Here is a 12077-nt window from a genome sequence, read left to right on the forward strand (position 1 = left end):
ACTTGCCTGCGGTGTCGCGCAGCCAGCAAAAGCCTGCCTCTCGTCGCCAAAACGTCCGGTGCTATGCATTAAGGCGGCTAGCCACTCAGCATGTCGTGCCCTTAAGGCTACCATCACTGAATGATGCACGTCCCCGGCCAATCACTGCATTGGCGCCCAGTGCAGCTCGCAAGTGACGCGGTGGCAATCAAGATGCAGGCAACGGCAATGATGTTCCTCAATGTGTCGTCCCCTTGTGCGTAGCACTATATTCGGCGTTCAACAGGTGAACCAGGCTATCGGCCCGCTCTATTCCCAGCCCGTCTTGCGGGTCCCCGTTTATCTCCGCCGTCATCCCCGTGAAAACATCACAGACCGCCCCACAGGCCCGTGCCGTCCTTGCGAATGTCGGTCTGGCGATATCCGCCACCGGTACCTTTCAGAGCCCTGGCGGATGCAGCCCCCCGCTCCAACTAGTTGGGATAACAATGGAAGGCGATGTAGATGTCGCCATAGTCGTACCAATAGGACATCTCATACGAATATCCGTCGATGCGCCTTCCCTGGATGTTCGCCATATTCTGATGCCCAGCGATGAAGACGGTATTGTTGTTGTTGTTGCGTTGCCAGCGCTGCCGCATCTGCCCGCAGACTTCATTCACCATGGTGGCTGCATGATCCTGGTAATAGATGCAGGGATCGTCGGAATTGCCATTTCTCGGATCGACCTGCGACCCGTCAGACCGGCGGGTCTCGATGCGCTTAGAAGCGCAATAGGCGCGCACGGCCTGATCGTGTTTCCCTTGAAAATAGAGTTCCAGGTAGACGTGAAAATTTTTGCTGACCGCCTGCCGCCGGTTTGCCTGCCCCTGATTGACGGCGATGTCCTGGCGAATCGTGGAAATGAGCTTGTGATGATCGTTGTCAAGATCGTCCGGTACCGGCATCGTCCCCTCCCCGTTCAGATTGGAGAAGGAAATCACACGGGGCACGCCCCGACAAGCAACGTTGCTTCGTCTCGTTGATAAAGTCTAATTACCTCAACGCATACGGGTACACACCATGGCTCAAGGTCGCCTCCTATTCCGGGAAGAAAGTACCTGGTGCCAGTGAATAGGCCGACTGGATCAGCCGTGTTCCTTAGACAACCGGGAAGGAACGCGCGAGGATTTTCGCACGTTCAGGCCCGACAACCGCGCGGAATGGAGGGCATATGGGCGACTGGACCTTGTTCATCATAGGGCTTGCCATCGTCCTGGCGTTCTCCTTCACCCTGAACACGTTCTTCCTCGGCTCATTCGTCGCGGGCATGAAGCGCTACCTCCTGGGGCGCATCCTGGGTGGCACAATACGAAACACCCGGATCGACCATGAGGCGACGCATCGTACGCTCGGCCTGTTCGGGCTTCAGACACGCCATGGCGGGCCGGGCGAGGAGGAGATCGATCGCCTGCGCCCGAAGCGCTGGCAGGAAATCCTGACCTGGATCTGCTACATCGGCATGGGTGCGGGCTTCGCGCTCATGATCTACGCCAAAGCCCGATAGCCACGATCCGGCTGCGCCCCCCGAGCTGCTGGATGTGCTGGCCTGGCGGCTCGACCAAGAGGCGGCCGACGAATGCCGGCAGAAGGCGTTCTGCCGCCCTGCATCGGCGAGGAGCGCGAGATATCCACCGCCCTCAACAGTCAGTTGTGCGCAATCGATAGAATCAGGTTTTCATCTAGTCCTTCAAAAAATTTGCTTTTTAGCGGGAACAAATTTTGCAGAACCGCATTTACCCCGTGCAACGACAGACACCCCCGGATGTGGTTGCGGAGGGGGACCCGAGAGCGATGTGCACGCTCTTGGGTCTCAACCATTTTGGGGGCAAGGCCGCCGATAGCGAGCAAGGCCCATCTTTCCTTCAGCCGCAAAGAACAAACAGGTTCATCCCGCGTTTTCCTGCAGACGCCGAGCAAGAGGAGTGCGACATGGTCTTCAAGGAAGGTACCTTCAAGGGCGAACCGCCCGAACATTTCGACGGTCCCCACCCGGCCTGGCTGGAGACGGCGGTAGCGGACGCACTGTCCATCGCGGGCGACGTGGATGCCTCCGACGTCACCGTGACCTGCAAGGGCACGCGCATCATTCTTTCCGGCAGCATCGGCTCCGCGGAAGAGGCGGACCGGGCCGTCGCGATTGCCGCCGCCGTCAAGGAGGTCAGTGAAGTGGACAACCGCCTCTCCTGGCTCTGACATACGCGAAAAGCCGCCATTGCCGGCGGCCCCTCCGGAATGCTAGGTGCAATGCAGCAAACTGGAGTGACGCCGGATGCTCGCCGAGAGACCGACCTATGATGCGCTTTACCGGGATTTCCGCTGGCAGATCCCCGGGCGCTTCAATATAGGCACCGCGGTTTCCAATGCGTGGGCGGCGCATGCCCCCGACCGGGTCTGCCTTGAGCACTTCCTGCCCGACGCCCCACCACTCTCTCTAACCTACGGTGAACTGGCCGCGCGGTCTGACGCCTTTGCCGTCGCCCTAGCGGCAGAAGGGGTAACGGTCGGGGATCGTGTCGCCATCCTGCTGCCGCAGGGTTTCGAGACGGTCATAGCGCATCTGGCAATCTACAAGCTCGGCGCCATCGCCCTGCCGCTCGCCCTTCTCTTCGGCGCCGATGCGCTGTCCTTCCGTCTGAAGAATGCCGAGGCAAAGGCAATCGTCACCAATCGCTTCGGCCTGGAACGCCTGAAGCCGATCCGGGCCGAGCTGCCGACGCTGGATCTGGTGATCACCACCGAGCCGGGCAAGGACGCCTCGGCAAAATCGTTCGAAGAGCTCATCGCCCGCCATGCCGGCCCTTTCGCAGCCGTCGACAGCGGCCCGGACGACCCGGCGATGATGATCTACACGTCTGGCACGACGGGGCCACCGAAGGGGGCGCTGCACGGCCATCGCGTGCTGCTCGGTCATGTGCCGGGTTTTCAGATGCATCACGAGTTCCTGCCGCAGCCGGGCGACCGCATCTGGACGCCATCGGACTGGGCCTGGGCAGGCGGACTTCTCAACGTGCTCCTGCCGGCGCTGCTGCTCGGCGTGCCCGTCGTCTCCTCGCCGGGCCAGAAATTCGACCCCGACATGGCCTACCGCATCATGCAGGACATGAATGTACGCAATGCGTTCATCCCACCGACGGCGCTGCGGCTGATGAAAACAGTCGCCAATCCGCGCGAAAAGTACCGGCTGAACCTGCGCACCATCGGCTCGGCCGGTGAATCGCTCGGCCGCGAGACCTGGGAATGGGTCCGCGACACGCTCGGCATCACCGTCAACGAGTTCTACGGCCAGACGGAGTGCAACATCGTGCTCGGCTCGATCGGCAAGCTCGACGTGTCGCGACCCGGGCCGATCGGCAAGCCGGTGCCCGGCCATGTCGTTGCCATCATCGATGCGAACGGCCGGGAAGCGCCGCGCGGCACCGTCGGCCAGGTCGCGGTAAGGCGACCCGATCCCGTCATGTTCCTCGGCTACTGGAAGAACGAGAAGGCAACGACGGAAAAATTCATTGGCGACTGGATGACGACCGGCGACCTCGGCCGCATGGACGAAGAGGGTTACGTCACCTTCTTCGGCCGCGACGATGACGTCATCACCTCCTCCGGCTACCGCATCGGGCCGAGCGAGATCGAGGATTGCCTTGCCGGACATCCGGCCGTGCAGCTCGCCGCTGCCGTGGGCAAGCCTGATCCGGTGCGCACGGAAATCGTCAAGGCCTATGTGATGCTGCGCCCCGGAAACGCGCCGTCGGACGCCCTTGCAAACGATATCCGCGACTGGGTGAAATCGCGTCTTTCCATGCACGAATACCCGCGCGAGGTGGACTTCGTCGATGCCCTGCCGCTGACGACCTCGGGCAAGGTCATCCGCCATATCCTGCGCAAGCGCGCAGCGGAAGAAACACCCTTCGCCGCCTAGTTTTTCAGAGGCTCGGAACGTCAAGCCGCCGACTGGACCGGAAAGGCCTCAGCGGCGCGCGAGCGCGCGGATCTTCTCGCGGAGCAGCCGCGCGACATTGCGCGTGTTGCGATAGAGGTGAAGCTGCGTCGCCACCTGGCGCACGTCACGGTCGCGATTCTGCTGCAGGCCGACGACGAGCGTGCCCATGTCCTCTCGCTCTTCCCAGAAGCGGCTCATGACCGGATGATCCGGCACCGCGCAGGAATCCGACCGGGCGATATTGGCGTCGTCGAGATGCCACTCCGTCAGTTCCGCCACCAGCAGCTTGCCGGGCGAGAACTTGGCGAACTCCTCGTCATAGGCGGTCTTCCACGTATAGGCCTCGCCCCCCATCATGAAGACGATCATCGAGGCGATGGCCCGGCCGTCGAGGTCGAGCGTGTGGATGCGCACGCCGTCGGTCTCGGCAAGGTTGCTGATCGCCTCGCGGGCAAAGGCGGCACGGTAACGATCGTTGATCATCGCCGTGCGGCCGCGCCCCTTCCAGCCCGAGGCTTCGAGCAGCAGGAATTCCTCCATGCGCAACCGGATGTCGGCGGGTTGGCGGGCGACGTTGTAGAAAAGTGCGCCCATCGCATCGAGCTTGCGCCATTGCCGGCGCAACTCACGGAAGTGCTCCGGCGAGATGGCGTGCTGCAGATAGGTCTGACCGTCGAGCAGGCTCTCCAGCATCGGGCGGCGATAGGTATCGGTGACGGTGACGGGAAGGTTCCGGCCGATGGCGACGGCACGCATCAGCTGCGCGAAGGCACCGTTGAGGCGCAGGTCCGGCAGGACGAGGATGCCTGGCAGGCCGCTGCCGGCACCGCCAAGGGCTTCCAGCACGTTGTCCAGCGTTTCGGCGGCATCCTCAGCATCGACGAGGGGCGTCCCGAGCGGCCCGAACGGATTTGCCCAGGCGCGCAGGATGCTCGAGCCGATGGAAAAGCCCGGCTTCTCGACGGAGAAGGGCATGAGGAAGCGCATGCGGCTGCGCCCGGCGCCCTCGTCGCGCAACACAGAAAGGCGCACGGTGCGATCCTCAAGGCGCGGCATGGCAGGAGCGAGAAAGCGCCCCGTGAAGAAGACGTTCGGCTCCATGACGCGGTTCGACAGGAAATCGAGTTCCTGCTGCAGTTCGTAGCCGGCTGTCGCCGGATAGAGCGCCAGCGAGCGGCCGGGCCGGCCGACAAGGAAGCGCTGGTCCGCCGGCGGCGCATGCGGCAAGGCAGGCGGAATGGCGGCCTGGGCACGGCCGGTCACGATCGTGTGGTCTAAGCCGTGGCTATCGGTCATGGCGGTCCACCCCGTTGGCAAGGCTTGCCGTCACCGGATTGGCGAAGGCGAAGAGAATGATGGAGAGTTTTCTACGCACGACGAGGTGCAGCAGCAGCGCCTCGAGGATCATGGCGCCGGCGGTGGCCGTCGCCGCACCCGTCAGACCGAAGAGCGGAATGAGGGTGACGTTGAAGCTGATGTTGGCGGCCAAGGCCACCGCATAGACGAGAACGCAGAGTTTCTGCTGGCCTGCCATGGTGAGCAGCACCTCGCCCGGCCCGATCAGCGCCTTGGCGAGAATGCCGACGAAGAGGATGAACATCAGACTATAGCCCGCCGTGAAGGCGGTACCGAACAGGGACAGGAGGAAATGGCCCAGCGCCAGCACGCCGAGCCCGACGGCCAGCGACGGCCAGAAGCTCCAGCGCACCGTCTCGCCGGCAAAGCGCGCCAATGCCAGCCGGTCGCCGGCCGAAAAGAGCGCAGAAAAGCGGGGCGCCGCAGCGGCCTTCACCGAGAAGAACACGAAGTGCACGAGCGCCATGGTCTTCGCCGCAGCGAAGTAGATGGCGACACTTTCCGGATCGAGGTAGAGGCCGACCACGATGACGTCGGAATTGGTCAGAAGGAAGCCGAACCCCTCGATGAGGAAGATCGGCAAGGCCGCCTTGATCCAGAGGGAGAATTCCAGCTTGCGCGGCCCCTTGACGTAGCGCTTGCTGAGCCGCCGCAGGATGTTGAAGAACTGCACGACGGTCGTAAGATAGGTGGCGGCGAGCGCCGCGACCATGGCGGTCAGCGCCGTGTGGGGCGCGTCCAGCAAAACCGCCAGAACCATGAAGACGAGGATCAGCAGCGGGCGGATGATGTAGGTCGGGCTGAGAGCCACCACCGCCCAGCTATGAGCCCGCGCCGTGCTGTCGAGCACATCGCCGAGCGCAATCATCGGCATGCAGAAGAGACCAACGAAGAGCGGCACGACGTAGTAGTCGGCAAAACTGTCATGGAAGAACCACAGCACGAGCAGGCCGATGGTCGCCAGCACCGTCGAGGACAGCATGGCGAAGACGCGCGCCGTCGAGGTGAGGCCACGGATTTCTGCGTGCGCGCTGCGTCCTGCATAGTCGGGCAGGAAGCGTACCACGGTGGTGTGGATGCCGAGACAGGACATGTCGCCGAAGATGACGACGAGTGCCCAGACAAAGACAAAGATGCCGTATTCGAACTCGCCCATCACGCGGGCGAGGATGATCTGCGAAAGGAAGGCGATTGCCGCATTGATCACGCGAATGGCGAAGGTGATGAGCGCCATGCGTTGCGCAAGGTTGCGAGGGTCGTCGCTGACGAGGATCGTTCCGAGCGCGCGCACCAGCGGTTCCGCCTTGCCGCGCAGGGCCGATGGCAGCAATTTCTCCGCCGACTGAATGACCGCCATCAACACAGGAACCCGTACGCAACGCAGAACTGAACCAGGATCAGTCTTGTCAGATCAGGGTTAACAAACGGTTGGGTCGGCCGTGAACGGTGCAGCGCCCACCAAAGAAAATGCCGCCCGGGGGCGGCATTCAATGGGAGCGGATCAATATCCGCATATCTCTCTTCCGTTATCCTCAGATCGAGCCCGGAGATGACGTTTGGCGGTGGGGCAACGGTTCATGTGAACGATGCGCCATTTACTCCTGCGGCCGGTCAAGCCTGCTCGAAAGCGCCGTGGCAATGCTTGTATTTCTTGCCCGAGCCGCATGGGCAGGCCTCGTTGCGCGACACGCGGCCCCAGGTCGCCGGGTCGGCCGGATCACGATCTTCCGGCGACACGCCGACGGCCATGAAACCGCCGCCATTGCCTTCGCCGAAGTCGTCCTCGCCGGTCGTGCCGTCGATATGATGGCCCTCCATCTCCGGCGGCACCGGCGCCGGGGCATCGGCAGCCTGGCGCACCAGCTCGACGCGCATGAGCTGCGCGGTCACGGTCTGGCGAAGGTTCGCGAGCAGAGCCTGGAAGAGTTCGAAAGCCTCGGCCTTGTATTCCTGCAGTGGGTCGCGCTGGGCATAGCCGCGGAAGCCGATGACAGAGCGCAGATGGTCGAGGTTGACGATGTGTTCGCGCCAGAGATGGTCCAGCGTCTGGAGCAACACGGAGCGCTCGACATAGGTCATGATCTCGGGGCCGAAGCGCTCCGCACGGTCGGCAGCAGCCTGGTCGGTCGCCTTGTGCAGGCGCTCCAGGATGTCCTTCTCGTCGATGCCTTCCTCGGCTGCCCAGGCGTCGATCGGCAGATCGAGGTTGAGCTGTTCGAGAACACCCTTCTTGAGGCCCGCGACATCCCACTGTTCGGCATAGGCGTTTTCCGGAATGTGCAGGCGGACGAGGGTTTCGACCACTTCGTGACGCATGTCGCCAACGATTTCCGAGAGGTTCTCGCCATCCATCAGCTCGATGCGCTGCTCGAAGATGACCTTGCGCTGGTCGTTCAGCACGTCGTCATACTTCAGGAGGTTCTTGCGGATATCGAAGTTGCGCGCCTCGACCTTCTTCTGCGCACGCTCCAGAGCCTTGTTGATCCAGGGATGGACGATCGCCTCGCCTTCCTTGAGGCCGAGCTTCTGCAGCATGGAATCCATGCGCTCGGAGCCGAAGATGCGCATCAGGTCGTCCTGCAGCGACAGGAAGAATTTCGAACGGCCCGGGTCGCCCTGACGGCCGGAACGGCCGCGCAGCTGGTTGTCGATGCGGCGGCTTTCATGGCGCTCGGTGGCGAGAACATAGAGGCCACCGCCGGCAAGCGCCTGCTCCTTCAGCTTCTTCACCTCGGCGATGATCGCCTCACGCTTGGCATCCCGCTCGGGACCCGGCTCCATCTCGGCAAGGTCACGCTCGAGGCGCATTTCAAGGTTGCCGCCGAGCTGGATGTCCGTGCCGCGGCCAGCCATGTTGGTGGCAATCGTGACAGCGCCCGGCACGCCGGCCTGCGAAACGATATAGGCTTCCTGCTCGTGGTAGCGGGCGTTCAGCACCTGGAAATCCTGGAAACCTGCCATCTTGAGGCGTTCGGCAAGATATTCCGACTTCTCGATCGAGGTCGTGCCGACGAGGACCGGCTGACCCTTCTCGCGCGCATCCTTGATCTCCTGAATGATCGCCTTGTACTTCTCCTCGACCGTCCGGTAGACCTCGTCGTCCTCATCGAGGCGCTGGATCGGCAGATTGGTCGGCACTTCCAGGACCTCGAGGCCGTAGATGTTGCCAAACTCTTCTGCTTCCGTCGAAGCCGTACCCGTCATGCCGCCGAGCTTGGAATACATGCGGAAATAATTCTGGAAGGTGATCGAAGCCAGCGTCTGGTTTTCCGGCTGGATCGTCACCTTTTCCTTGGCTTCCAGCGCCTGGTGCTGGCCTTCCGAATAGCGGCGGCCCGGCATCATGCGGCCGGTGAACTCGTCGATGATGACGATCTCGTCGTTGCGGACGATGTAGTCCTTGTCGCGGGTGAAGAGCTTGTGGGCCTTCAGCGCGTTGTTAATGTGGTGGACGATCGCGACGTTCTCGACATCGTAGAGCGATTCGCCCTTGAGCAGGCCCGCCTGACGCAGGAGGTTTTCCAGCTTTTCCGTGCCGACTTCGGAGAAATTGGCCGAGCGCTGCTTCTCGTCGATCTCGTAGTCCGCCTCGTCCAGCATCGGGATGAAGGCATCGATCGTCGTATAGAGGTCGGACCGGTCGTCGAGCGGGCCGGAAATGATCAGCGGCGTGCGTGCTTCGTCGACCAGGATCGAGTCCACTTCATCGACGATGGCGAAGAAGTGGCCGCGCTGCACCATCTGGCCGCGCTCGTACTTCATGTTGTCGCGCAGATAGTCGAAGCCGAGTTCGTTGTTCGTCGCGTAGGTGATGTCGCAGCCATAGGCGGCGCGGCGCTGGTCATCATCGAGACCGTGCATGATGACGCCGGTGGAAAGCCCCAGAAAGCTGTAGATCTTGCCCATCAGCGCACTGTCGCGTGTCGCGAGGTAGTCGTTGACCGTCACGACATGCACGCCTTTGCCGGCAAGCGCATTGAGGTAGACGGGAAGTGTCGCCACCAGCGTCTTGCCTTCACCGGTCTTCATCTCGGCGATCGACTTTTCGTGCAGGATCATGCCACCGATCAGCTGGACGTCGAAGGGACGCAGACCCAGAACACGAAGGGCCGCCTCGCGGGCAACCGCAAAGGCCGGCACCAGAATGTCGTCGAGCGTCTTGCCGCTAGCAAGTTGCTCGCGGAATTCCACGGTCTTCGCCCGCAACGCGTCGTCTGAGAGCGCCTTCATCTGCGGTTCAAGCGCATTGATGGCATCGACGCGCGGCTTGTAAGAGCGGATGCGACGATCGTTCGAGGAACCGAACAACTTGCGGGCTATGCCGCCGAGGCTGACCATCAGGATGGTCCTTTCTTCATGGGCGCCCGGCGCGTGACAGGTCGCACGATATTTGCGCGCAAAGCCTTGAGACGCCCGGAAACTGTTCTGGACGCGGGATTGCGTGACAGATAAGAGGGGGGTCGAATGATGTCAACGGCTCAGGCGGTTGCACAACTGCCACATTCTGGTGGTGTTGAGCCGTCTGGCACCGGATATCGGCCCGATTCCGGCGAGGATTTGAAAGGTCTTTTTCAATATGTTCAAGTACAGCAAGCTCGCAGCAGTCGCCCTTATTGCGATTGCCGCCGCAAGCACCAGCGTCCGCGCCCAGGATGCCGCCGCCGATCCAGTCATCGCCAAGGTCGGCACGCTCGATATCCACGAATCGGAACTGAAGCTCGCCATTGCCGGCCTAGACCCGCAGCTTGCCAACCTGCCGGACGAGCAGAAGCGCGTTGCCGCCCTCTCCTCGATTATCGACGTGAAGCTGCTCGCCGCCGATGCCGGCAAGGAAGGCCTGCAGGATACGCCCGACTTCAAGCAGCGCCTCGCCTTCCTCACCGATCGCGAACTGCACAATGCCTATTTCAAGAAGCATGTCGTCGATGCGGTGACCCCGGAAGAAGTGAAGGCCCGCTACGACAAGGAAGTCGCTGCCATCGAGCCGGAAGATGAAATCCGCGCCCGCCACATCCTCGTCAAGACCGAGGAAGAGGCCAAGGCCATCATCAAGGATCTCGATTCTGGCAAGGATTTCATCGAAATCGCCAAGGAAAAGTCGACCGACCCGAACAAATCCGAAGGCGGTGACCTCGGCTACTTCGGCAAGGGCCGCATGGTTCCGGAATTCGAAGCGGCCGCCTTCGCACTGGAAAAGGGCGCCTATTCCAAGGAGCCGGTGAAGAGCCAGTTCGGCTTCCACATCATCAAGATCGAGGACAAGCGCAAGCAGCAGCCCCCGGCGCTCGACCAGGTCGAAAGCCAGGTTCGTCAGCTTGTCATGCGCGACAAGTATCTGGAACTTTTGGAAAAGGCCAAGGCTGCAGCCCCGGTCGACATCCAGGATGCCGCGCTGAAGACCGCCTATGACGCGGTCAACAAGCCGGAAGCCGCGGGTGAAGGCGAAGCCGCACCGGCAACCGAAGGCCAGCAGTAACAGACAACGGCCCGGCAACTGTCGGGCCATTCTTGAAACAGGAAAGTACGATGTCCGGTTCCGTCTCCCCGCTCGCTCCCAAAACCTATGCCGAAATGCCGCCAGTACGCGGCGTGCGTATGGCGACCGCTGCCGCCGGGATCAAGTACAAGAACCGGACAGACGTGCTGATGATGGTGTTCGACCGCCCCGCGGCCGTCGCGGGCGTCTTCACCCGCTCGAAGTGCCCCTCGGCGCCGGTCGATTTCTGCCGTGCCAACCTGCCTGGCGGCATCGCTCGTGCCGTGGTGGTCAATTCCGGCAATGCGAATGCCTTCACCGGCCGCAAGGGCCGCGAATCGACCAGGATGACGGCGGAAGCCGCCGCAAGGGCGATCGGCTGCCAAGAGGGCGAGGTTTTCCTCGCCTCGACCGGCGTGATCGGCGAACCGCTCGACGCCACCAAATTTTCCGGTGTGCTCGACACCCTTGCCGCATCCGGCACGGAAGATTTCTGGTTTGAAGCCGCCAAGGCGATCATGACGACGGACACCTATCCGAAGGTCGCGACCCGCACCGCAAAACTCGGTGGCGTCACCGTGCGGATCAACGGCATCGCCAAGGGCGCGGGCATGATCGCGCCCGACATGGCAACCATGCTCTCCTTCGTCGTGACCGATGCCGACATCCCGGCACCGGTTCTGCAATCGCTGCTCTCCGCCGGTGTCGGCCCGACTTTCAATTCGGTCACCGTCGACAGCGACACCTCGACCTCTGACACGCTGATGCTGTTTGCGACCGGTGCAGCCGAGGGCCAGGCCCCTGTCACCGCTGACGATGCCGCGCTCGACGATTTCCGTGCGGCGCTGAACGACCTCCTGCGCGACCTGGCGCTCCAGGTCGTGCGCGACGGCGAGGGCGCGCGCAAGATGGTGGAAGTCACCGTCGAGGGCGCTGAAAGCGACGCGGCAGCCAAGCGCATCGCGCTTTCCATCGCCAATTCGCCGCTGGTCAAGACCGCGGTTGCCGGCGAGGATGCCAACTGGGGCCGTATCGTCATGGCCGTCGGCAAGTCCGGCGAGATGGCCGACCGTGACCGCCTCGCCATCTGGTTCGGCGACGTGCGCGTCGCCGTCGATGGCGAACGCGACCCCGCCTACTCCGAAGAGGCAACCACCGCGGTCATGGAGCGGCAGGATATCCCCGTCCGCGTCGAGATCGGTCTCGGCACCGGCAAGGCGACGGTCTGGACCTGCGACCTCACCAAGGAATATGTCGAAATCAACGGCGACTACCGCAGCTAAAGGCCTT

At 62.5% G+C, this 12077-nt stretch carries 9 protein-coding genes; 5 read left to right on the plus strand and 4 right to left on the minus strand.

All coding sequences use genetic code 11. The features are described 5' to 3' along the window. Positions 1 to 452 precede the first annotated feature (452 nt). Positions 453 to 926 carry a hypothetical protein gene (locus EXZ48_RS15795; RefSeq protein ID WP_130516952.1) on the minus strand — a complete coding sequence of 158 codons (474 nt, stop codon included), beginning with the start codon at positions 924 to 926 and terminating at the stop codon, positions 453 to 455. 266 nt (positions 927 to 1192) lie between these two features. On the opposite strand from EXZ48_RS15795, the gene EXZ48_RS15800 reads away from it, so the two are divergent. The 3 genes from EXZ48_RS15800 (at position 1193) to EXZ48_RS15810 (ending at position 3934) form a co-directional block, all read left to right on the plus strand. After that, positions 1193 to 1525, plus strand: a complete 333-nt coding sequence (locus tag EXZ48_RS15800; RefSeq protein ID WP_024271135.1) for a hypothetical protein — start codon at positions 1193 to 1195, stop codon at positions 1523 to 1525. Positions 1526 to 1950: 425 nt separating this feature from the next. Beyond that, positions 1951 to 2214, plus strand: coding sequence for a BON domain-containing protein (locus tag EXZ48_RS15805; RefSeq protein ID WP_130516954.1), 264 nt, complete (start codon positions 1951 to 1953; stop codon positions 2212 to 2214). Between the two features lie 76 nt (positions 2215 to 2290). Then, positions 2291 to 3934 carry an AMP-binding protein gene (locus tag EXZ48_RS15810; RefSeq protein ID WP_130516956.1) on the plus strand — a complete coding sequence of 548 codons (1644 nt, stop codon included), beginning with the start codon at positions 2291 to 2293 and terminating at the stop codon, positions 3932 to 3934. Positions 3935 to 3982: 48 nt separating this feature from the next. Here EXZ48_RS15810 and EXZ48_RS15815 read toward each other — a convergent pair whose 3' ends face one another. The 3 genes from EXZ48_RS15815 to secA all read right to left on the minus strand — a co-directional run bounded on the left by EXZ48_RS15815 (position 3983) and on the right by secA (position 9649). Beyond that, on the minus strand, positions 3983 to 5251 hold the full coding sequence (locus EXZ48_RS15815) for a GNAT family N-acetyltransferase (RefSeq protein WP_082342596.1): 1269 nt from the start codon (positions 5249 to 5251) through the stop codon (positions 3983 to 3985). Beyond that, positions 5241 to 6668, minus strand: a complete 1428-nt coding sequence (locus tag EXZ48_RS15820; protein WP_023511884.1) for a lipopolysaccharide biosynthesis protein — start codon at positions 6666 to 6668, stop codon at positions 5241 to 5243. Before EXZ48_RS15820 ends, EXZ48_RS15815 begins: the two co-directional genes overlap by 11 nt. 254 nt (positions 6669 to 6922) lie before the next feature. Continuing rightward, on the minus strand, positions 6923 to 9649 hold the full coding sequence (gene secA / locus EXZ48_RS15825) for a preprotein translocase subunit SecA (protein ID WP_024271134.1): 2727 nt from the start codon (positions 9647 to 9649) through the stop codon (positions 6923 to 6925). Positions 9650 to 9887: 238 nt separating this feature from the next. Here secA and EXZ48_RS15830 point away from each other — a divergent pair, with 238 nt between their 5' ends. Together EXZ48_RS15830 and argJ are read left to right on the plus strand one after the other, a co-directional pair. Beyond that, positions 9888 to 10787, plus strand: a complete 900-nt coding sequence (locus tag EXZ48_RS15830) for a peptidylprolyl isomerase (protein WP_130516957.1) — start codon at positions 9888 to 9890, stop codon at positions 10785 to 10787. A 50-nt stretch (positions 10788 to 10837) separates the two neighbouring features. Then, the gene (gene argJ / locus EXZ48_RS15835; RefSeq protein WP_130516959.1) at positions 10838 to 12070 is read left to right on the plus strand and encodes a bifunctional glutamate N-acetyltransferase/amino-acid acetyltransferase ArgJ; all 1233 of its coding nucleotides are present in this window, start codon (positions 10838 to 10840) and stop codon (positions 12068 to 12070) included. Positions 12071 to 12077 lie beyond the last annotated feature (7 nt).

Source organism: Shinella sp. JR1-6, from assembly GCF_004284735.1.
In the GTDB taxonomy this organism is placed as follows: Bacteria; Pseudomonadota; Alphaproteobacteria; order Rhizobiales; family Rhizobiaceae; genus Shinella.